Origin of the sequence: Streptomyces sp. SID12501 (genome assembly GCF_010550245.1) — a bacterium.
Lineage (GTDB): Bacteria > Actinomycetota > Actinomycetes > Streptomycetales > Streptomycetaceae > Streptomyces.
Genome location: NZ_JAAGLU010000021.1, coordinates 80,599 through 101,148 on the forward strand (window position 1 = coordinate 80,599; position 20,550 = coordinate 101,148).

Sequence of the window (20,550 nt, forward strand, 5' to 3'; positions counted from 1 at the left end):
GCAAGCCCTTCAGCAACCGTCCGGCGCGCGCGGCAGCTCAGCGGCTGAGCAACTCGGCGGCCGGCGGCTCAGCTCGCGGGAACGGCCGCCGGGACGACCGCGGGACGATCACGACGACGGCCGGCGCCGAAGCCGCTTCAGCCCGAGATAGGCGACGAAGAGCACCCCGACAGCGATGGCCCCGGTCTTCACGTTCCCCTCCGAGCCCCCGCCGCCCTCGCCTCCCGAGGCCGAACTCCCGTTGCCGGAAGCCGAGTCGGAGTCACCGGACTTGCCGTACGAAGGAGCGTCCTCGGCCTCGACCCCGCTCTCGGCGCCCTCGCTCCCGTACATGATCCTGGACCCGTCACGGCTGTACGTGACCGACTCCCCCTGCTGCTGCAACGGCACGTCGAGCTGCCCCTGCCGCTTCAACTTGCCGCCGTTCCAGGCGTAGGAGACACCCCCGAAGTACCCCCGTACGGCCAACTGCTGCCCGTCGGGCGAGAAGGCGGCGTCGGTGGCCCACATGTCGACGGCGGCGACGGGCCGGAAGACGTTGGCGCCGGAGGAGGAGAGCTTGGCCGGGCCGGCGTACAGATGACCGCCGTCCTCCTGCTTGTCGATGATGTAGACGCGCCCGGTCTTCGGATGCACGACGAGGGACTCGGCGTCGCGCGAACCGTCCGAGTACTTCACGACGTACTGCGTGGCACGGATCGTCCGGTTCCCCAGCACCTTGGGCTCGGTGAGCCGATAGACCCACACATAATCCCAGGTCACACCATCGTTGTCGCCGATGTCGCCGACGTAGATCTGGTTGTCCGGCCCGATGGAGATGGCCTCGATGTCACGGGGCGTGCCCACGCCGGTCATGGTGACGGTGGCGACGGTCCGCCCGGTCGCGCTGTCGATCGCGTACAGGAAGGCGCCGTCGTCACTGTCGTTGTGGGTCCAGTAGATGCCCGGGTGCTGACGGGACGCGGCGAGACCGCTGGACTCGGTGATCCGCGGGTCCTTGATGGTGAAGTCCTGGTCACCATCGGCAGCGGAGGCGGGCGCGGCGAGCGCCCCGACGAGTAGGCCCCCGGCGAGGAGGGCGAGCGATCGGCGCATGCCCTCAAGCGTGCCATCCCGGCGCTCGTTACGAGGCCCATGACCCTGAGCGCCCGCCGGATCAGTCGCCGGATCAGTACAGGACCGGCGCGGGACCAGTGCGGGACCAGTGCCGGATCGTCCGCTCGCTGACGCACAACTGCCCGCAAGCTGACCTACACCTGACATTCACCTGACACCGGGTGGCCTGACTCACACAGCGCACGCGTCCCATGCCCCTCCCCTCATCCCTCATCATGAGCGGATGCTCAGGTTGATGCCCGTAGGCGACTCCATGACCATCGGCAGCGCCGGTGAACACACCTGGCGCTACCGGCTGTGGCAGCACCTGCGGGAGACGTACGGCGGCCCGTTCCGGATCGTCGGCCCGCGCGAGGCCCTGTACGACAAGGCGACGGACACCGCCGACTCGTACGAGTACGCCGACCCGGACTTCCCCCGCGCCCACCTGGCCGGCTGGGGCGAGGGCTGGCACCACATCACCCCGCTGATCGCGGACGCGGTACGCGCCCACAAGCCGGACGTGCTCCTGGTCTCCCTGGGCCTGATCGACCTCGGCTTCTACACGGACGCGGAACAGACGGCGGACAACGCCCGCCTCTTCGTGGCCGAGGCACGACGCTCCAACCCGCGCATCGCCATCGCCCTGCTCCCGGTGATCCCGAACGTCCGCGCGGAGACGGACCCGCCCTTCGCCGCCCAGGTCACCCGCTTCAACGAACTCCTGGCGAAGACGGCGGCCGACCTGGACGAGCCCCGCTCTCCCCTGCTCCTGACGTCGACCCCGCCGTCGTACGACATCCACCACGACACGTACGACGGCACGCATCCCAACGCGAACGGCGAGCACAAGATCGCGGGCGCGTTCGCGGACTCGCTGCACGAGGCCTGGGATCTGGGGAAGCGGTACGGGGTCGAAACCCACTGACCGAATCAGGCGGTACTTCAGGTGGGTGGCAAGGGGAGTGTCGACCACCCTGACCTGTGCAAGGGTCCGTCGCCCGGTCGAGGGCGCCGTGGATACCGTCGGTGACGAAGGCGAAGTCCCGCCGAGACCCACATCACATTCGCCCATCCATGTCACATCCCACCGCTCCACCCCGTCGTGCATGTGTAACGCCCCACAAGGCAGCAGCACCAAAGACGGAGGAGCCCATCATGGAAGCCCGTTTGAACCTCTTCGCCAGCCCGATCGCCGCCAAGGCCACGAAGCACCTCGTCGCGGCGGCCAAGGCGGCCACGGACTCGGGCCTGCCGCTCGCGACGCAGGAGCTGGTGCGGCTCCGCGCCAGCCAGATCAACGGCTGCGGCTTCTGCACCGACATGCACACCAAGGAGGCCGCCGCCGCGGGAGAGACCACTCAGCGCCTCCACCTGGTCGCGGCCTGGCGCGAGGCCACGGTATTCACCGCCGCCGAGCGCGCCGCGCTGGAGCTGACCGAGCAGGGCACCCGCATCGCGGACGCGGCCGGCGGCGTCACCGACGAGGCCTGGGCGAACGCCGCCAAGTACTACGACGAGGAGCAGCTCACCGCCCTGGTCCTCACCATCACCCTCATCAACGCCTTCAACCGGATGAACGTCATGATCCAGCAGCCCGCCGGCGACTACGAGCCCGGCATGTTCGCCCAGCTCTGACGACGGCGACGTCTTCTGCCGGGCGACCGCGGTCGAGGGTCACCCGGCAGGGGAAGGGGCGGCCCCGTCCCGACCCGCCCTTGCCTAGAGCGCACTCCACGACGTTGGCTGAACACTCATGAAGTACACGCAGCTCGGACGCACAGGACTCAAGGTCAGCCGACTCGTCCTCGGGACCATGAACTTCGGCCCCCAGACCGACGAAGCCGACAGTCACGCGATCATGGACGCGGCCCTGGAAACGGGCATCAACTTCTTCGACACCGCCAACGTCTACGGCTGGGCCGAGAACAAGGGCCGTACCGAATCGATCATCGGGAACTGGTTCGCCAAGGGCGGTGAGCGCCGCGACAAGGTGGTCCTCGCCACCAAGATGTACGGCAACATGGCCCCGGAGGGCGACGCCTGGCCCAACCACGACAAGCTCTCCGCGCTCAACATCCGCCGCGCGGTGGACGCGTCGCTGAAGCGGCTCCAGACCGACTACATCGACGTCTGCCAGTTCCACCACATCGACCGCGCCACTCCCTTCGAGGAGATCTGGCAGGCGATCGACGTGCTCGTCCAGCAGGGGAAGATCCTCTACGCGGGTTCGAGCAACTTCCCGGGATACAAGATCGCCCAGGCCAACGAGATCGCCGCCCGGCGCGGCGGCACCATCGGGCTCGTCAGCGAGCAGTGCCTCTACAACCTCATCGAGCGGCGCGCCGAGATGGAGGTCATCCCGGCAGCGCAGGAGTACGGGCTCGGCGTCATCCCCTGGTCGCCGCTGCACGGCGGACTGCTCGGCGGCGTCATCAAGAAGGAGATCCAGGGCGGCCGGCGTGCGAGCGGCCGCGCGGCCGACACCCTCGCCGACCCCACCTCCCGCGCCCAGATCCAGGCGTACGAGGACCTGCTCGACAAGCACGGCATCGAGCCCGGCGAGGCGGCCCTCGCCTGGCTGCTCACCCGCCCCGGCGTGACCGGCCCGATCGTCGGCCCGCGCACCGCGGAGCAGTTGGAGTCGGCGATACGGGCGTCCGAGCTGGAGCTGAGCGACGAGCTGCTGACCTCGCTCGACGAGATCTTCCCGGGCCCGGGCCCCTCACCGGAGGCCTTCGCCTGGTGAGCGGTCAGTAACCATGACAGGTGGGCGACGGTCGGAAGGCGACCTGCGCGAGGTCCCTGCCTACGGCACTTCCCGCGTCACTTCCCGACCGCCGCCGCCACCCCCACCACAACGAACATCAGCACGAGCGCACCGGCCATCACCCGGTTCCGGATTTTCGGATTCACGCCGCCGAGCCTAACCGGCCGCGCCGAGGGACCAACGGCCGACCACCTCGTACCGGGGCTGTTCCCCCGGCACCCCCGACTTCGGCAGGTTGCTGCGTACGAGCGCCAGGTCGTCCACCGTCCAGGTGCGGCTCGTGAACGCGTCCAGGGCCTCGACGTACGGCCGCACCTCGAAGGCCTCGCGGCTGCGCGCCACGGTGAGGTGCGGCTTGTAGTGCCGATGGTCCCCCATGTCGACGCCCGCCTTCCGCCCCGCCGCCTCCGCGCGGTCGGCCAGCAGACCCAGCACGCTCACCTCACCGGCGGCGCCCGCCCACAGCGCCCGCCCGTGCCCGAACTGCCCGCCGCCGCACACCGCCAGCGCGAACGCGTCCGTACGGTGGGCGGCCCGCGCCAGCCGCTCCGACAGTTCCGGTACGACGTCCTCGTCGACCTCGCCGTAGAAGGCGAGGGTGAAGTGCCAGCCGGGTACGCCGGTCCAGCGCAGCCCGTCCGCACCCGGCAGGCCCCTCAACCCGGCCACCGCGACGGCGAGTTGCTCGGATACGTCCTCGGGCGGAAGCACGGCGGCGAACAACCTGACGGTGTTCATGGCCCTCGTGGAACTGGTGGAACTGGTGGAACTCATGGCGCTCACCGTACTCACGCCACGGAAGCCGCCGGCTCCCGATGCTCCTCCTGCCGCTTGACGAGGCTGACGCGCGGATGTCCGGAGTTCCAGACTGCGGAGACCTTCAGACCGCCCACCCGGGCCAGGACCAGGCCGACCGTCAGGGCCGCGGCCGTCGCGACGATGCCGCCGAAGGCGAGGCCGACCCGGGGGCCGTACGCGTCCGTGATCCAGCCGACTATCGGTGCGCCCACCGGCGTACCGCCCATGAAGACCATCATGAACAGGGCCAGGACCCGACCGCGCATGGCCGGGTCGGTGGACATCTGGATCGAGGTGTTCGCCGTGACGTTGACCGTGAGGCCGGCGATCCCGATCGGCACCATCAGCAGCGCGAACAGCCACAGGGACGGGGCGATCGCGGCCACGATCTCCAGCGCTCCGAAGGCCACGGCCGCAGCGACGAGGACGCGCAGCTTCGCCGTGCCGCGCCGGGCGGCGAGCAGGGCGCCGGTCAGGGAGCCGACCGCCATCAGGGTGTTGAAGAGGCTGTACGCGCCGGCGCCCGCGTGGAACACGTCGTCCGCGTAGGCGGAGAGGACGACCGGGAAGTTGAAGCCGAAGGTGCCGATGAACCCGATGAGGACGATCGGCCAGATCAGCTCGGGCCGCCCGGCGACATAGTGCAGGCCCTCGCGCAACTGCCCCTTGGCACGCGGTGCGCGTTCCACGGCGCGCAGCTCGCGGCCACGCATGAGGAGCAGCGCGGCCATGGGGGCGACGAAGGAGAGTCCGTTGAAGAGGAAGGCCCAGCCCGTGCCGACGCCGGTGATCATCACACCGGCGACGGCGGGTCCGACGAGGCGTGCGGACTGGAAGTTCGCCGAGTTGAGGCTGACGGCGTTCTGGAGCTGTCCGGGCTCGACCAGCTCGGACACGAAGGACTGCCGGGCCGGGTTGTCGACGACCGTGGCGAGACCGACGGCGAAGGCGGCGAGGTAGACGTGCCAGACCTCGACACCACCCGTGAGCGTCAGGACGGCGAGCACGAGGCCGGTGACGGCCATCATCGCCTGCGTGACGAGCAGCGTGGGGCGCTTGGGCAGCCGGTCGACGAGGACACCGCCGTACAGGCCGAAGAGCAGCATCGGCAGGAACTGCAGCGCGGTCGTGATGCCGACGGCGGTCGAGGAGCCGGTGAGGCTGAGGACCAGCCAGTCCTGGGCGATGCGCTGCATCCAGGTGCCGATGTTGGAGACGACCTGGCCGAGGAAGAAGAGGCGGTAGTTCCGGACCTTCAGGGAACTGAACATGGCGGTACGGGAGCCGGCGCGGGGGGACTCCGCCTCGGCGGAAGGATCGGGGAGCCCTGCAGGCGGCTCCGGGGCATCGCCGGCGGGCTCGGGGCGGCCGACGGGCGCGGAGGAGGTCACGGGCACGGCGGAGGGTATGGGCGCCGCCGAAGTGCCAGGCACGACAGGGGTCACGGGCGCCGCCGGAGCCACGGGCACGGCGGGAGTGACAGACACCGCCGGGATGACAGGCGCCGGCGGAATGACAAGCACCGCCGGAGTGACGGGCGCGGCGGGGTGGGGAGCGGGCTGGGGGTCGTGGGTGGCTGGTGCGGGTGCGGAGTCTGCTCCGGTTCCCGGACTCAAAGGTGATCGCCTCCTTGCAGGGTCCTGCTTACAGATGTGCGAGCTTCTCCAGTACGGGGGCGGCGGCGCGCAGTTTGGCCCACTCGTCCTCGTCCAAGACCTCGACCAGACCGGCCAGCCAGGCGTTCCGCCTGCGGCGGCTCTCTTCGAGAATCGCCTCGGCCGTCTCGGTCTGGGTGACGACCTTCTGGCGCCGGTCCTCGGGATGCGGCTCCAGCCTGACCAGACCCTTGCCCTCCAGCAACGCGACGATACGAGTCATGGAGGGCGGCTGCACATGCTCCTTGCGGGCCAGCTCGCCCGGCGTGGCCGAGCCGCAGCGGGCAAGGGTGCCCAGCACCGACATCTCGGTGGGGCTCAGCGACTCGTCGACCCGCTGGTGCTTGAGTCGACGCGAGAGGCGCATCACGGCGGAGCGCAGGGAGTTCACGGCGGCAGCGTCGTCGCCATGGGTTAGGTCCGGCATGTTCTTTAGCATAACTCATTACTCTGACTAAAGACCACTCGAAACGCGCCGAGATGCCCGTGACACGGGCCACGGAACCTTCACATCACCCATACGAGTGAACCGACCGCAAAAAGCCACCCACCGCCCCGCACCGGCCCGCGACCCTCGTCTCCATGGGGACCAGCGTGCTCAGCCTGCGGATAGACGGGGAGCTGCTCGACCGGCTCCGGGACCATGCGGCGAAGAGGGGGATGAGCGTGCAGGACTACGTGGTCCGGACGCTGGTGCGCGACGACTTCGACGAGCGTTTCCAGACCGCCGTCGAGGAGACGGAGAAGTTCTACGGGGTGCCGTAGAACACCGCGTGGACCAGGCGGGGCGGGGTGGGCGGGATCTCGCGCCCGCGACCGGCCTCGCGGTTTCTGCCGGTGCGAGGGGAGCCATGTGCGAGGGGAGCCATGGGCCTGCGGAGCGCCCGCGGGGCGGCCTCGTAAGCTGTGCGCATGGCGAAGTGGACACCGAAGCACGAGGCGCCGGAGCCCCTGGAGGGCCCCGTCGTCGCCACCATCACAGGCCTCACGATCCTCTGGTTCGTCCTCTTCCTGGCCCAGCTCCCTTTCTACGGCTGGTACGAGGACCACGACCACGAGTGGTGGGTCTGGACCTGCCTCGCGGGAACGGCCCTCGGCCTGATCGGCATCTGGTACGTCCGGGGCCGGGACGCGGCGATCAAGAGGACGCAGTCGGAGTAGGCGGGGTAGGCGGGGGCTGCCTCAGCCCGTCCGGCGTTCGAGGACGAGGCCCCTTCAGTGCCGAAGGGGGTCCAGGGGCGCAGCCCTCAGGTACGGGACTACAACCACCGCACCACTCCCCTCCCCACCCCTCCTCCCCAGGTCGGATCTTTGCCGCACTCACCGGGTGAAGCCGCAAATCCGCACGTACCGTCGAACACATGACGCACATCGACGCCGGCGCCGAACTCGATCCTGTGCACCCCGTCCCCCTCCCCAGCGCCACGCCGGGCAGGGACGCACCACCCCGCGCCCGCGGCCTCACCGCCACGGAGGTGGCCGACCGCGTCGCCCGCGGCGAGGTCAACGACATCCCGGTACGCAGCAGCCGCAGCATCTCCGAGATAGTCCGCGCCAACGTCTTCACCCGGTTCAACGCGATCATCGGCGTGCTCTGGCTGATCACGATGTTCGTCGCCCCGTTCCAGGACACCCTGTTCGGATACGTCATCCTCGCCAACACCGGCATCGGCATCATCCAGGAGTGGCGGGCGAAGAAGACCCTCGACTCCCTCGCCGTGATCGGCGAAGCCAGGCCCACGGTCCGCCGCGACGGAATCGCCACCGAGGTGAGCACCTCCGGCATCGTCCTCGGGGACCTCATCGAGATCGGCCCCGGCGACAGGATCGTCGTGGACGGCGAGTGCGCCGAGGCCGACGGGCTCGAGATCGACGAGTCACTGCTCACCGGCGAGGCCGACCCCGTCGTCAAACAGCCCGGCGACCAGGTCATGTCGGGCAGTTTCGTCGTCGCGGGCGGCGGCGCCTTCACGGCCACGAAGGTCGGCCGCGAGGCGTACGCGGCCCAACTCGCCGAAGAGGCATCGCGTTTCACTCTCGTCCACTCGGAACTCCGTACCGGAATCTCGACGATCCTCAAGTACGTGACCTGGATGATGCTTCCGGCCGCCATCGGCCTGTGCATCACCCAACTGGTCGTCAAGGAAAACGACTTGAAGGACTCGATCGCCCGTACCGTGGGCGGCATCGTCCCCATGGTCCCGGAGGGCCTCGTCCTGCTCACCTCCGTCGCCTTCGCGATCGGTGTCATCCGGCTCGGCCGACAGCAGTGCCTCGTACAGGAGTTGCCCGCGATCGAAGGCCTAGCCCGCGTCGACACGGTCTGCCTGGACAAGACGGGCACGCTGACCGAGGGCGGCATGGACGTGACCGAGCTGCGCTCCCTGGGCGGCAGCGACGAGACGTACGTACGGCGGGTCCTGGGCGCGCTCGGCGAGTCCGACCCCCGCCCGAACGCCTCCCTCCAGGCCGTCATCGACGCCTACCCGGACAGCGAGGAGTGGCGCTGCACCGAGTCGCTGCCGTTCTCGTCGGTACGCAAGTACAGCGGCGCGTCGTTCAGCGAGGGCAACGGGGAGACGAGCACCTGGCTGCTGGGCGCCCCGGACGTACTGCTTGCCTCCGAGGACCCGGCCCTCGCCGAAACGGACCGCCTCAACCAGGCGGGCCTGCGCGTCCTCCTCCTCACCCGCACCACCCGCGAACTCGACCACCCCGAGGTGGCCACCGGCACGACCCCCACCGCTCTGGTCGTCCTGGAGCAGCGCCTGCGCCCCGACGCGGCGGACACACTCCGTTACTTCGCCGAGCAGGACGTCGACGCGAAGGTCATCTCGGGCGACAACGCGGTGTCGGTGGGCGCGGTGGCCGGCAAGCTGGGCCTGACCGGCGCGACGGTGGACGCCCGCCAACTCCCCACCGAGACAGTGGAGCTGGCGCAGGCGCTGGACGAAGGGACGGTCTTCGGCCGGGTCACCCCGCAGCAGAAGCGGGACATGGTGGGCGCGTTGCAGTCACGTGGACACACGGTGGCGATGACGGGCGACGGCGTGAACGACGTACTGGCCCTGAAGGACGCCGATATCGGCGTGGCCATGGGATCGGGCTCGGAGGCGACGAGGGCGGTGGCCCAGATCGTCCTCCTCAACAACAGCTTCGCGACCCTGCCTTCGGTGGTGGCGGAGGGCCGCAGGGTCATCGGCAACATCACCCGCGTGGCAACCCTGTTCCTGGTCAAAACGGTCTACTCGGTCCTCCTGGCCGTCCTGGTGGTCTGCTTCCAGGTCGAATACCCCTTCCTGCCCCGCCACTTGACGCTGCTCTCCACCCTGACCATCGGTATCCCGGCCTTCTTCCTGGCCCTGGCCCCGAACAAGGAGCGCGCGAAGCCCCACTTCGTCCGGCGGGTCATGCGCTACTCGATCCCGGGCGGCGTGCTGGCGGGAGTGGCAACCTTCGCGACCTACCTGATAGCCCGTCACCACTACACAGGGGAGGGCTCGTTGGACGCGGAGACGAGCGCGGCGACCCTCACCCTGTTCCTGATCTCGATGTGGGTACTGGCGATCATCGCCCGTCCCTACACCTGGTGGCGGATCGTCCTGGTCGCATCGATGGGCGCGGCTTTCCTGCTGGTACTCGTCGTACCGTCGCTCCAGGAGTTCTTCGCGCTGAAGCTGGTGGGCGTGACGATGCCGTGGATCGCGGTGGGGATCGCGGCGGTGGCGGCGGCCACCCTGGAAGTCCTGTGGAGGTGGGTGGACCGCCGCTTCCCGGCGTAGTTCTTACCGGTTGTGCGGGATGGGGCTTACTTCTTGGCTTACTTAACGTCGATGAAGTCCGCGGCGGCGCTCGCACCCACGGTGGTCGCGGTACCCGCGAAGACGTAGCGGAAGAAGCCGTCGGCGGTCGCCTTGACGGTGGTCTTCAGGTCACCCTTCGTCGTCGTCTTGATGGTCTTGACGACGGTGTAGGTGCTGGCGCCGTTCTTACGGAACTGGAGCTGCACCGGCTGGGTCGCGTACCCGGTGTAGTTGGGCCCGTCCCAGTTGGCGCGGGTCAGCTTGCCGGTGACGGTGATGGTCTTGCCCTTCTTCACCGGCTCCGGCGTGGCGTTGACCGTCAGCTTGGCGACGCGGCGCACGGTCGTGGTGCCGAGGTCGCCCAGCTGGGCGATACCGACCTTGGACGGGTCGAAGCTGCCGCTCTCGGGGTCCTGCCCGTTGAAGGCGATGGCCACGCCGCCCGCCGTCCAGCGGGCTCCGGCGTCGGTGTTGGTCAGTTCGCCCTCGCCGGGGTAGATGTCGAGGTTGGCCTTGCAGCTGGCGGTCGTCGTCGACGTCGCGGTGCAGGTGCCGGCCTTCTCGCCGAAGATCACGTTCTCCGGCTGCGCGAAGGTGCCCTTGTACAGGTACGGGCCACTGTCGAAGTCGGAGGCCTCGATGTCGACCTCGGTGCCGTGGGTCAGCGTGTAGGTGACCGGGACGACGAGGTGACCGCCGGCGCCGGCGTTGATCGACTTGGCGACCTTGAAGTCGGAGAAGGAGACGTTCAGTTCGTACGGCGCGGCGGCGGCGACCGGCGAAGTGATGAACGCGGTCCTGCCTCCGGTGCCCAGAATCTTCGCGACGGTAGCGCGGTAGGCGGAGTCGCCGCCGGAAGCGTGGACATCGGCCTGCGCGGCCGGCACGACGAGAGCGGAGAGGGCCAGGGCGCCGGAGACGGCGGCCACAGTGGCACGTATACGCATGCGTTTCCCCACGTGGAGAAGGGACCCGACGGTGACCGTCCGCACGGCGTGCGTCCACCCCGGGACCCAGGTGATCGTGGAGCCAGTTGGCCCCCATGATCAGATCCGCGACGGGGGTGGTTGGTTGTGCGGAGGGGACGTAATTTTGCGTACCCCTTACACATGGGCCCGCCGCCGGCCCCGAGAAAACGGAGAGCCGACGGCGGCTACACACATTTCGCCCAACAGACGGACGATATTGACCGCTTAACACCCGTACAGGAATTTGGCGACGTTTACTTCACATCAATGAAGTCGGGCGTGGCACCGAGGGCGCCGGTGGTTGCCGTCCCCGTGAAGACGTACCGGAAGTACCCGTCGGCGGTCGCCTTGACGGTGGTCTTCAGGTCGCCCTTGGTCGTCGTCTTGATGGTCTTGACGACGGTGTACGCGCTGGTCCCGTTCTTACGGAACTGCAACTGCACCGACTGACCGGCGTACCCGGTGTAGTTGGCGCCGTCCCAGTTGGCGCGGGTCAGCTTGCCGGTGACGGTGATGGTCTTGCCCTTGACGACCGGCTCGGGGGTGGCGTTGACCGACAGCTTCGCGGCACGCAGGAGGCTGGGGCCGGCGATGAGGTCCTTCTCCACGACCCCGACCTTCGTGGCGTCGAAGTCGTCGCTGCCGAGGTCCTGGCCGTTCCAGGCCTCGGCGTACGCGAACGCCTTCCACTTACCGGCGCTCTCGTTGAACAGGTCCCGGGTCGGCTGGATCACGATGGACTGGGCGCAGTTGGCGACGGTCGTCGACGCGGCCGCGCAGTGGGCCCAGTCGTCACCGAGCAGCCCGAAGTCGGAATCGACGTACGAGGCGCCGTAGTACAGCTCGACGTCGGTGAAGAAGTCCTCGGCGGTGATGTCGACGTCGGCGCCGTGGGTCAGCGTGTAGGTGATCGGCACGGTGATCGTGCCGGTGATGCCCGCCACGATCGCCTTACCCTTGTTGATCTTGATGTTGGAGAAGGAGGCGTTCAGGGCGTACGGCTTGCCGACATCGTCAGCGGCGGCCGAGGCGCTGAACGCGGACTTGCCGGAGGCGGCCTGGCCGGCCGCAAGGATCTTGGCGGCATCCGCGCGGGACACAGAACCGTCGGCCTGCGCGGCCGGCACGGCAAGAGCGGAGAGAGCCAGGGCGCCGGAGACGGCGGCCACGGTGGCACGTATGCGCATGCGTGTTCCCCAAGTGGAGAAGGGGGGCCCGATGATGGTCGTCCTAACGGCTTGTCGTCACACCTGGGGCCCAAGTGATCGTTGAGTCAGTTGACCCGCATGCTCAGATCCGCGACAGGCGGGAATGGTTGTACGGGCGGTGCGGATTTCCGCCCCGCTTCGCATGTGACGTCCGTCACAGCGGCAGGTTGTACGCCTCCCTCGCCCGGGGCACGGCCGAGTTCCTGGAACTGCCGTCCGGGCTGACGCCCAACGCGCAAGGTGGCTGTGACGTGGACCCGATGGCGTTCCGGTCCTTCGTCGAAAGGCTCTACCGCACCTACTCAGCGACCGACAACGAGCTGCTGCACGGGCCGGCACACGGATTGCTGTTGACGTCGCTCGTACTGCTGGACCGAGCAGAGGGCTCAATTCCTCTGAGGCCGGAGCACGAGGATGCCTTCACGAGGGAAAAGGCGGCCCTCGCGCGTTCGATGGCGACGTTGTAGGACGCGGCAACAGACGTCGGCCCCGCCGGAATCCCTTCCGTCGGGGCCAACGTCGTACCGTCCATGGAACAGAGCTGCCTACTTCACGTCGATGAAGTCCGTGGCAGAACTGACCGGCGAAGTGGTCGTCGTGCCCGCGAAGACGTACCGGAAGAAGCCGTCGGCGGTCGCCTTGACGGTGGTCTTCAGGTCACCCTTCGTCGTCGTCTTGATCGTCTTGACGGTGGTGTAGGTGCTGGCGCCGTTCTTACGGAACTGCAGTTTCACCGGCTGGGCCGCGTAGCCGCCGTAGTTCAAGGCGTCCCAGTTGGCGCGGGTCAGCTTGCCGGTGACCGTGATGGTCTTGCCCTTCTTCACCGGCTCCGGGGTGGCGTTCACCGTCAGCCTCGACGCGCGCTGGAGCAGCGTGGTGGCGAGGCCGCCCTTCTCCACAAAACCGATCTTGGTGATGTCCAGGTCCCCGCCGGTCGACGCCTGGCCGTTGATCGCGACCGCGTTGGCAGCTGCCCTCCAGGTGCCGGCCTGGGAGTTGAGGATTTCGACATCCTCACCCAGGTAGATGTCGATGTCGCCCTTGCAGGTGGCGACGGTCGCCGAGGTCGCGGTGCAGGTCGAGAAGTCCTCGCCGAAGAGCTCGCTCTCCGACTCGGTCTCTTCCGTGGTGAAGGAACCCCGGTAGATGTACGCGTCGACGAAGAAGTCGTCGGCGGTGATGTCGACCTCGGTGCCGTGGGTCAGCGTGAAGCTGACCGGGACGGAGACCTGCCCCGTGGTCCCGAGCTTGACCGTCTTGGCGATCTTGAAGTTCGAGAAGGAGGCGTTCAGCTTGTACGGCATCGGCTCCTCGTCGGCCGCCGTACTGAACGCGGACTTGCCGCTCGTGGCGGAGTGCGCGGCTTCCTTCACCTTGGCGATGTCCGCGCGGTAGGCGGAAGCGGCGGAACCGTCGGCCTGCGCGACCGGCACGGCAAGGGCGGAGAGAGCCAGGGCGCCGGAGACGGCGGCCACAGTGGCACGTATGCGCATGCGTTTCCCCAGTGATCATTGAGTCAGTTGACCCGCATGATCAGATCCGCGACGTGCGGAAATGGTTGTACTGCGGGCGAAGATCCGGCACCCGCCTCTCACGTGACGTCCGTCACCATCGGCAAGCCCGAAGGCCGCTGCCGCCCTGGCTGGGCGGCAGCGGCCTTCGTTCGTCGTTCTTCGTTCGTCGTACGAGCCCTGCGGCCCGCACTCCGCTTACTTCACGTCGATGACATCCCCGACCGCGTTGATCGGCGCCGTGGTCGCCGAGCCCGCGAAGGCATAGCGGTAGGTACCGTCGACCGATGCCTTGACCGTGGTCTTCAGGGCGCCGGCGGCACCCGCCTTGACCGTCTTGACGGTGGTGAAGGTGGTGGCGCCCTTCTTCTTGAACTGGAGCGTCACCGGGGCGTTGACGTAGCCCCCGTACTTGCTGGTGTCCCAGTTGGCGCGGGTCAGGGTGCCCTTGACCGTGATGGTCGCACCCTTGCTGACCGGCTCCGGGGTGGCGTCGGTGGTGAGCTTCGAGTGGAACTTGATCTGGGTGGTGCCGAGGCCACTCTGGGTCTTGATGCCGTCTTCGTCCGTGGTGGAGATGGCGATGGCGCCCACCTTCCACGTACGGGCGTCGGTGTTCCGGAGGTTGGCCTCGTCGCCCCCGGCGTGCAGGTCGATGAAGCCCTTGCAGCTGGCGGTGGTCGTCGAGGTGGCCGTGCAGGTGCCCGGCTCGTCGCCGATCAGGCGGATGTTGTCGACGCTGAGGGATGCGCCGACGTAGAGGGCCGGACCGGTGAGGAGGTTGTCCGAGCCGATGTCGAGGCCGGCGGCGTGCTTGAACGTGTACGTCACGGGCACGGAGGTCGTTGCCGCCGCGCGGGCGACGATCGGCTTGCCGTTGTTGATCGTCACCTTGGTGAAGGTGACGTCGGGAGCCGCCGCCGGGGCGGCCTGTGCGGCAGGCACGGCGAAGGCGGAGAGGGCCAGGGCGCCGGTGACGGCGGCCACGGTGGCACGTATGCGCATGCGTTTCCCCAAGTGGAGAAAGGGGGCCCGGTGGTGCGCGTCCGTACGAAGTCTGTCCGCACGGTGCGCAGACGCACCCGGAGCCCAAGTGATCTGGGAGTCTCTTGACTCGCTCACTCAGATGCGTGACGGAAGGGAATGGTTGTACGAAAGTTGCGGAATGTTGCGCAGCACACGGAGATTTTGCGTTCGCATTACTGTCTTTGCGTGAGGCCCACGAGCCGATGGCCCGGCGCGGACACTCCGGACACTGTCCCGGTCTCCGCGCCGCCCCACCAGCCCGCCCGCCATCAGCCCTCGCGTCAGCCCCCGCCTCAGTCGAACCAGCGATCCCGCGCCAGTTCCGTCGTCCTCGACGGGTCCTCCATCAGCGCCGCCACCTCGAACCGCCGCGGCCACTGCCCGGCCGCCCAGGCGAGACCGGCCGCGACGCCCTCCAGGGTGGCTGCGTGCACCACACCGTCCCTCGTCCTGCGCCAGTCCAGCTCCACGCCGTCGACGACGAGCTCGTCGTGCTCGACGTACGTGGCCGGTGTCGCCGGGCCGAGCAGTACCCGTACCGACTCCGGTACGTCGTGCTCCGATCCCTCCGACGTCACCTCGCCCGTCACCGACTCGCTCAGCCGCCGTACCTGGAACAGCTCGGCCAGCTCGGCGGCCCGTGCCGGGCGTACGGGGAGCAGCGGCACCCCCGCCGTGAAGGGCAGCAGGTCGGGTGAGTCGACCACCACGGCGTCCGCCGCGTCGACCACCTCCACGTGCCCGTCGACCACGGCCCGCAGGTCGTCGGGCAGCGTGACCTGTTCCGGGTCGAGGTCGGCCAACGCGCCGTAGAGGGCGTGCAGTTGGGAGCCGCTGACCTCACGGTCGGGATCGGCGAGGCGGTCCAGCAGTTCGGCCGCGCCGCCCGGCTCGTCGAGGAGGGCGGACACCGACGTCCGTACGCCCAGCGCCCGCAGCACCTGCTCGTCGTCGAACCCGGTGGCGTCGGCCTCCTCGTACAGGCCGCGCAGCAACGGGTCGCCGCCCGCCGCCAGGAGACCGGCGGGCCTGCGCCCGTCCAGCACCGGGTTTCCGCGCAACCACCAAGCGGTGTACGGCCGTACGAGCTCATGCGTGCCGTCGGGCAGCAGGACCCGCACCGGCTGGACGATCGCGTCCCGCAGGGGCGGCTGGGCGAGGAGCGCGAGGGCCTGGGGCCAGCGGTCGTCGTCCACGAGGTCCAGGTCGCGTACGGCGACCAGTTCCGTGGCCACGGGAGGCACGGGCGAGTCGGGGAAGCGGTCGAGGATGTCCTCGCTCCACACGTCCACGGCGTCGAGCAGGCCCGGGTCGTCGGGTTCGGCGAAGTCGCTGTCCCGGGGCTCCAGTTCGTCCGGGTCGAGGACGACATCGGTGGCGCGCACGAGGGCGAAGGTCGCGAGGACACCGCAGGCGGCCAGCGGCTGCTCACCCCAGCGGTCGGCCAACTCGCCGTCCACCGTCGCCAGTTCGCCTTCGCGGATCACCTGGGCGAACGGGCTGCCGGGCAGGACGAGTTCACCGGCGGGGGCCAGCTCGCCTTCCTCGTCGGGGAGGGCGAGGGCGCCGAGCCAGGGCTCGTCGCCGGGTTCGAGGCCCGCGTCCCGGACGAGGGCGAGGACCGTGTCGGCCAACTCCTCGGCGTCCGGAGTGCCTTCGTCGTCCCAGGACAGGGCGGCGGCGTCCTCGTCGAGGGAGGCGGCGACGGCGGCCCGTACCTGCGGGGTGGTGAGGACGGCGCGCGGAGTCGCCGGAAGGGCGCCGAGCTTCTCCAGGAGGGGGTGGGCAGCGTCCGGATGGGCGACCTTGAGGCCGAGGCGGGCGAGGGTCTCGGGGGCGGGGCCCTCGACCTCGCCACCGATGGGCAGCAGCACCTGGCGGGGGCCGATGGTCGTACGCCCGTCGGCGAGGGGCACGGGCAGTCCGGTCAGCCGGTCGGGGTCGACGCCGGCCAGGCTGTCGTAGAGCCGGTGCCACCACTCGGGCGCCTTCTCCAGGCCTGCGAGCCGGTCGACGGCCTCCGCCAGAGGGACGCGGGCAACCCCCAACGTCCGCAGTTCCACCCGTCGTTCGAGCCCGGCGGGCAGCAGCGTGGGCAGCACCTCGGCGAGGACCTGGACCGTCTCGGCCCCGGCGCCCTCGACGACCTCCGCGTCCCGGGGGCGCAGGGCGGACGGCAGTTCCTCGTCGTCCCCCGGGTCGAGGGCGGGCGGGAGGAAGGCGGTTCGCGGCAGCCGTTCGAGGATCGCCTGGCGCAACTGCCCGTCCAGCTCGCTCTTGCCCAGCGGGCCGGGCACGAGCGCGATGATGCCCTCCCCCACCGGGTGCCAGTCGGCGAGGAGTTCGGCGTACGCGTCGGCGGCGCGCTGCACCAGGAAGTCGGTGAGCGGGCCGGGCGCGGCATGCCGGCGGGCGGTGTCCAGCGGCAACGAGGCGATGAGCAACGCCGGTACGCCCAGCGGCTCGTCGCTCGGCGTGGGCGCGTGCACGACGGGACTGGTCCGGGGCGGCACGGGAGTTCCGTCGGCGTCGACGGGCACAGCCCAGGTGACCGACCAGTGCGGACGCAAACGCTCCTCGACCGGCCGCCCGGCCAACAGGGCCGCCTCCAGCGGCCCGTGCGCGGAGACGGTACGCCAGCGGCTCGTACCGTCCCGGGAGTCCTCCACGAGGGTCAGGGCGCCGTCGGTACGGCGGCTGAGGGTGCGCGTCTGCTCCCCCACCTCGATGACGACCTCTTCGAGACCGGGGAGGGTGAGGAGAAGCGCATCGTCGACACCGCTCAGCAGCCGCTCCGCGAGAGCCTCGGCGGCGGTGTCGCGCAACGGCAGGATGACAGCCGTGTCGTACGGGTCCGGGGCGGTGCCCTCGGCGGCGAACGGCAGCCGCAGGAGGGGCACATTGCCGTCGCGCCGCCGGATCTCGTCACCGAGCCCGGGGCTGTGCCGGGCGGTGTCGGCGGCCAGGTCGCGGGCCTCGGCGAGCGCCCACCGCACACCCCCGTGCCGTCCGACGACGGCGGGCTCGTCGCTCACGGCGAGGACGGCGGCGAAGCCGACCCCGAACCGTCCGACGGCGGCCGTCGCCTTGCCGTCCTCGCCACCCTTGCCGTCCTGGGCGTCCCGCTTGGCGGAGGCGCGCAGCGTCGACAGGGACTCCACACCGGTGGCGTCCAAGTGGGCGCCGGTGTTGGCGGCGACGAGGACGCCGTCGCGGAGGGTGAGCCGGAACCTGCCCGGCACCCCGGCCCGCGCGGCGGCGTCGGCGGCGTTCTGGGCAAGCTCGACGACGAGCCGGTCCCGGTAGCCACCGAGGACGAGATCCTCCTCGGCGTTGGCGTCCTCACGGAACCGGGCGGGGCTGGTGGCCCACGCGTCCAGAACGCCCCGGCGCAGACGGGCCGTACCGAAAGGGTCCGCGCCCTCAGCTGCTGGCCGCACGAACTTGCTCACGTACGTTCACTCTCCTCATCGGCGTGAGCAAGAAGGTACCCCGCGCCGGACAGGGCACCCGCCCACCGGACCCGGTCGGCCCCCAGGGCCTGCACACACACTCACGCATCCCCACACATCCCGGGAGGCAGAGGGCCCGTACCGGCGCCCCTTACCATTCCCTGCGGATCACGCCCGAGGCGGCGCCGGTCCACGAAGCAGGTACGCGGTACCTGTTCCTGAGGGGGGATCTCTGTGTTCGTGTTGTCCATACTGCTGCTCATAGCAGCGGTCGTGCTCTTTTTCGTCGGCCGTGGGCGGGAGGCCGGCGGCTGGAAGGCCGGAGCGGCGCTCAGCGCCGTCGCCGCCGTGCTGGCCGGCGTCTTCGCGTGCGTCCATGTCGTGCGCGCCTACGAGGTCGGGGTGCCGGTGACCTTCGGCAAGGTCGGGAAACCGCTGACCTCCGGCGTCCAGTTCAAGTCGCCGTTCACCGACGTCACGTCCTTCTCCACCCGGCCCGTGGACCTCGACATGTACGGCAAGGACGTGGTCGAGGTCCGCTCGGCGCAGGGCGGGGTGCTCTACGCGGACGTCACCATCAAGTGGGCCGTCATCCCGGCCAAGGCGGTCGAGCTGTACCGGCTGGCGGGCAGTGAGGAGGCCGTCCAGGAGCGGCTGGTGGTGCCGGACAGCCGCGAGATCATCCGCAACGTCTTCGCGAAGCACACCAGCGAGGAGGGCTACGCCTCCGCCCGCGAGCAGATCGGCTCGGAGATCGCCACCCTCGTCAAGGCGCGTCTGGCACCGCGCGGGATCGACGTCACCAACGTCAATCTGCGCAATGTGAAGCCGTCGGACAAGCTGCAGGAGCAGATCGACAAGAAGATCCAGCAGGAGCAGGACACCGAGCGGTCCGTCGAGGCGGCGCGTACGGCCAAGGCGGAGGCCGAGCGCAAGCGGATCGAGGCGGAGGGCATCGCCCGCGCCAACGAGATCCTCTCGAAGTCGCTGAGCGACAAGGTGCTGTACAACCAGTGCCTGGAGGCCTACAAGGAAGCCGCCAAGTACAACCCGGTGTACGCGGTGCCGTGCGGCACGAACGCGAACGGCACCTCCGTCATCGTGGACAGCAGCAAGAAGTAGCCGGATCCACCCTGCGCAGCAGGCAACGACCCCGCCGAGCAGCAAGCCTCGGCGGGGTCGCGCACCTTCTGGAGAACCACTCTCTACGAACCACACACTGCGGACTACGAGTGTCCGAGGTCCGCCTCGTCCACGTCCGTCCCGCCCACCGACACCGATCCGGAGTCCGCCGCGGGCCGCAGCGGGAACGGGTCGACCATCGTCTCGTCGATCACGTGCGGCGGCGGAACCGGCGGCTTCGGCATCACCGCTGCCTCCGAGTGCCCCCCGCAGCCGTACGCCAGGGACACCACACGCCCGTCCGCCGGGGCGAACTCGTTCGTGCACACACCGAACGCCTGTCCGAGCGACCCCCCGATCGCCACGAGGAACCCGCAGCTCACGCACGTCGCCGGCGCGGCCTGGGCCATGGGCGTCGTGGGGCCGTACGCGTCCTCCCAGCGGTCGGCGGCGCTGTGCAGGCCGTACCGCGACAGGACGCGCGCCCTGCGCATGCCCAGTTCCTCCGCCACCGCGGCGATCGAGCCGCGCGCCGGTACGACCGTGAAGTCCGACGGTGAGCCCGGGGTGATGTCCGCGTCCTCGGCCTCCGCGAGTTCCGCGGCCAGTGCCACCGAAGCCGAGGCCGACGCCAGCACGGAATTCGGCAGGGGCTCGTCCTCGCCCGAGTAACCGGGCTCCAGACGCAGGTCCTCCGCATCCGTCGGGAGCAGGTCCCCGGGGCCCATGTCCCCGGGGCGCAGGCGCTCGCTCCAGGGCACCCACTCGGGGGCCTGGAGGGCGTCGGGGCCCGGGAGGAGCACCACTTCGTCCAGGGTGACCAGCTTGGCCCGGGACGCCCGGGCGACCGTCACCGCCCAGCGCCAGCCCCGGTAGCCGAACTCCTTGCACTCGAAGAAGTGCGTGACGACACGGTCGCCTTCTGACACCAGGCCCGCGTGTTCACCCACCACGCCTGGTGCCGCCGCCTCCTCCGCCGCCGAAAGGGCGAGGTCGACGGCCTCGGCGCACAGGCGGTCGGGGGTGCGGCTTCGCGTTGTCGCTGCGCTCACAGGTATCGCTTCTCTCCTACGCCGTCTCACGAGTGCGCCCGTCCCGGCGGGATGCGAACGGTTGCGAACGGAGCGGACCAGAGGACCGCG

At 69.6% G+C, this 20,550-nt stretch carries 18 protein-coding genes; 8 read left to right on the plus strand and 10 right to left on the minus strand.

The window, feature by feature from the left end:
- Positions 1–108: 108 nt before the first annotated feature.
- Positions 109–1,095, minus strand: a complete 987-nt coding sequence (locus tag G3I71_RS25040) for a WD40 repeat domain-containing protein (RefSeq protein WP_164317470.1) — start codon at positions 1,093–1,095, stop codon at positions 109–111.
- A 244-nt stretch (positions 1,096–1,339) separates the two neighbouring features.
- Between G3I71_RS25040 and G3I71_RS25045 the strand changes: the two genes are divergently transcribed.
- The 3 genes from G3I71_RS25045 (at position 1,340) to G3I71_RS25055 (ending at position 3,844) form a co-directional block, all read left to right on the plus strand.
- Positions 1,340–2,023, plus strand: coding sequence for a GDSL-type esterase/lipase family protein (locus G3I71_RS25045; protein ID WP_164317472.1), 684 nt, complete (start codon positions 1,340–1,342; stop codon positions 2,021–2,023).
- Positions 2,024–2,253: 230 nt separating this feature from the next.
- A complete protein-coding gene (locus tag G3I71_RS25050) occupies positions 2,254–2,733 on the plus strand; it encodes a carboxymuconolactone decarboxylase family protein (RefSeq protein WP_164317474.1) in 480 nt (159 codons plus the stop codon).
- Positions 2,734–2,851: 118 nt separating this feature from the next.
- Positions 2,852–3,844: an aldo/keto reductase gene (locus tag G3I71_RS25055; protein WP_164317476.1), complete on the plus strand. Its 993-nt coding sequence runs from the start codon at positions 2,852–2,854 to the stop codon at positions 3,842–3,844.
- A 177-nt stretch (positions 3,845–4,021) separates the two neighbouring features.
- Here G3I71_RS25055 and thpR read toward each other — a convergent pair whose 3' ends face one another.
- The 3 genes from thpR to G3I71_RS25070 form a co-directional block, all read right to left on the minus strand.
- Positions 4,022–4,639: an RNA 2',3'-cyclic phosphodiesterase gene (thpR, locus tag G3I71_RS25060; RefSeq protein ID WP_239149341.1), complete on the minus strand. Its 618-nt coding sequence runs from the start codon at positions 4,637–4,639 to the stop codon at positions 4,022–4,024.
- A gap of 14 nt (positions 4,640–4,653) precedes the next feature.
- Positions 4,654–5,934 carry an MFS transporter gene (locus G3I71_RS25065; protein ID WP_164317478.1) on the minus strand — a complete coding sequence of 427 codons (1,281 nt, stop codon included), beginning with the start codon at positions 5,932–5,934 and terminating at the stop codon, positions 4,654–4,656.
- A gap of 373 nt (positions 5,935–6,307) precedes the next feature.
- Positions 6,308–6,745 carry a MarR family winged helix-turn-helix transcriptional regulator gene (locus tag G3I71_RS25070; RefSeq protein ID WP_164317479.1) on the minus strand — a complete coding sequence of 146 codons (438 nt, stop codon included), beginning with the start codon at positions 6,743–6,745 and terminating at the stop codon, positions 6,308–6,310.
- Positions 6,746–6,900: 155 nt separating this feature from the next.
- Here G3I71_RS25070 and G3I71_RS25075 point away from each other — a divergent pair, with 155 nt between their 5' ends.
- The 3 genes from G3I71_RS25075 (at position 6,901) to G3I71_RS25085 (ending at position 10,100) form a co-directional block, all read left to right on the plus strand.
- Positions 6,901–7,083 carry a ribbon-helix-helix protein, CopG family gene (locus G3I71_RS25075; protein WP_164317481.1) on the plus strand — a complete coding sequence of 61 codons (183 nt, stop codon included), beginning with the start codon at positions 6,901–6,903 and terminating at the stop codon, positions 7,081–7,083.
- Positions 7,084–7,230: 147 nt separating this feature from the next.
- Positions 7,231–7,479: a DUF2530 domain-containing protein gene (locus G3I71_RS25080; protein ID WP_164317483.1), complete on the plus strand. Its 249-nt coding sequence runs from the start codon at positions 7,231–7,233 to the stop codon at positions 7,477–7,479.
- 200 nt (positions 7,480–7,679) lie between these two features.
- Complete coding sequence (locus G3I71_RS25085; RefSeq protein WP_164317485.1) at positions 7,680–10,100, plus strand: HAD-IC family P-type ATPase; 2,421 nt, start codon at positions 7,680–7,682, stop codon at positions 10,098–10,100.
- Between the two features lie 38 nt (positions 10,101–10,138).
- Here G3I71_RS25085 and G3I71_RS25090 read toward each other — a convergent pair whose 3' ends face one another.
- The gene (locus G3I71_RS25090) at positions 10,139–11,068 is read right to left on the minus strand and encodes a hypothetical protein (protein ID WP_164317487.1); all 930 of its coding nucleotides are present in this window, start codon (positions 11,066–11,068) and stop codon (positions 10,139–10,141) included.
- Positions 11,069–11,343: 275 nt separating this feature from the next.
- The gene (locus G3I71_RS25095; RefSeq protein ID WP_164317489.1) at positions 11,344–12,276 is read right to left on the minus strand and encodes a hypothetical protein; all 933 of its coding nucleotides are present in this window, start codon (positions 12,274–12,276) and stop codon (positions 11,344–11,346) included.
- Between the two features lie 188 nt (positions 12,277–12,464).
- On the opposite strand from G3I71_RS25095, the gene G3I71_RS25100 reads away from it, so the two are divergent.
- The gene (locus G3I71_RS25100; protein WP_164317491.1) at positions 12,465–12,764 is read left to right on the plus strand and encodes a DUF6086 family protein; all 300 of its coding nucleotides are present in this window, start codon (positions 12,465–12,467) and stop codon (positions 12,762–12,764) included.
- Between the two features lie 78 nt (positions 12,765–12,842).
- Here G3I71_RS25100 and G3I71_RS25105 read toward each other — a convergent pair whose 3' ends face one another.
- From G3I71_RS25105 to G3I71_RS25115, 3 genes are all read right to left on the minus strand, one after another.
- Positions 12,843–13,790, minus strand: coding sequence for a hypothetical protein (locus tag G3I71_RS25105; RefSeq protein ID WP_164317492.1), 948 nt, complete (start codon positions 13,788–13,790; stop codon positions 12,843–12,845).
- A 216-nt stretch (positions 13,791–14,006) separates the two neighbouring features.
- Positions 14,007–14,813, minus strand: a complete 807-nt coding sequence (locus tag G3I71_RS25110) for a hypothetical protein (protein ID WP_164317494.1) — start codon at positions 14,811–14,813, stop codon at positions 14,007–14,009.
- A 314-nt stretch (positions 14,814–15,127) separates the two neighbouring features.
- Complete coding sequence (locus G3I71_RS25115) at positions 15,128–18,286, minus strand: sacsin N-terminal ATP-binding-like domain-containing protein (RefSeq protein ID WP_164317496.1); 3,159 nt, start codon at positions 18,284–18,286, stop codon at positions 15,128–15,130.
- Positions 18,287–18,526: 240 nt separating this feature from the next.
- Between G3I71_RS25115 and G3I71_RS25120 the strand changes: the two genes are divergently transcribed.
- A complete protein-coding gene (locus G3I71_RS25120) occupies positions 18,527–19,408 on the plus strand; it encodes a prohibitin family protein (protein ID WP_343243072.1) in 882 nt (293 codons plus the stop codon).
- 104 nt (positions 19,409–19,512) lie between these two features.
- On the opposite strand, the gene G3I71_RS25125 is transcribed toward G3I71_RS25120, so the two are convergent.
- Positions 19,513–20,460 (minus strand): DUF3027 domain-containing protein, encoded by a 948-nt coding sequence (locus G3I71_RS25125; protein ID WP_164317500.1) that lies wholly within the window; start codon positions 20,458–20,460, stop codon positions 19,513–19,515.
- Between the last annotated feature and the right edge of the window lie 90 nt (positions 20,461–20,550).

Coding starts and splice junctions, on each gene's coding strand:
- G3I71_RS25050 (WP_164317474.1), top strand. CDS start 2,254: ATGGAAGCCCGTTTGAACCTCTTCGCCAGCCCGATCGCCGCCAAGGCC.
- G3I71_RS25095 (WP_164317489.1), bottom strand. CDS start 12,276: ATGCGCATACGTGCCACCGTGGCCGCCGTCTCCGGCGCCCTGGCTCTC.
- G3I71_RS25040 (WP_164317470.1), bottom strand. CDS start 1,095: ATGCGCCGATCGCTCGCCCTCCTCGCCGGGGGCCTACTCGTCGGGGCG.
- G3I71_RS25045 (WP_164317472.1), top strand. CDS start 1,340: ATGCTCAGGTTGATGCCCGTAGGCGACTCCATGACCATCGGCAGCGCC.
- G3I71_RS25110 (WP_164317494.1), bottom strand. CDS start 14,813: ATGCGCATACGTGCCACCGTGGCCGCCGTCACCGGCGCCCTGGCCCTC.
- thpR (WP_239149341.1), bottom strand. CDS start 4,639: ATGAGTTCCACCAGTTCCACCAGTTCCACGAGGGCCATGAACACCGTC.
- G3I71_RS25055 (WP_164317476.1), top strand. CDS start 2,852: ATGAAGTACACGCAGCTCGGACGCACAGGACTCAAGGTCAGCCGACTC.
- G3I71_RS25085 (WP_164317485.1), top strand. CDS start 7,680: ATGACGCACATCGACGCCGGCGCCGAACTCGATCCTGTGCACCCCGTC.
- G3I71_RS25080 (WP_164317483.1), top strand. CDS start 7,231: ATGGCGAAGTGGACACCGAAGCACGAGGCGCCGGAGCCCCTGGAGGGC.
- G3I71_RS25070 (WP_164317479.1), bottom strand. CDS start 6,745: ATGCCGGACCTAACCCATGGCGACGACGCTGCCGCCGTGAACTCCCTG.
- G3I71_RS25105 (WP_164317492.1), bottom strand. CDS start 13,790: ATGCGCATACGTGCCACTGTGGCCGCCGTCTCCGGCGCCCTGGCTCTC.
- G3I71_RS25065 (WP_164317478.1), bottom strand. CDS start 5,934: ATGTTCAGTTCCCTGAAGGTCCGGAACTACCGCCTCTTCTTCCTCGGC.
- G3I71_RS25075 (WP_164317481.1), top strand. CDS start 6,901: ATGGGGACCAGCGTGCTCAGCCTGCGGATAGACGGGGAGCTGCTCGAC.
- G3I71_RS25090 (WP_164317487.1), bottom strand. CDS start 11,068: ATGCGTATACGTGCCACTGTGGCCGCCGTCTCCGGCGCCCTGGCCCTC.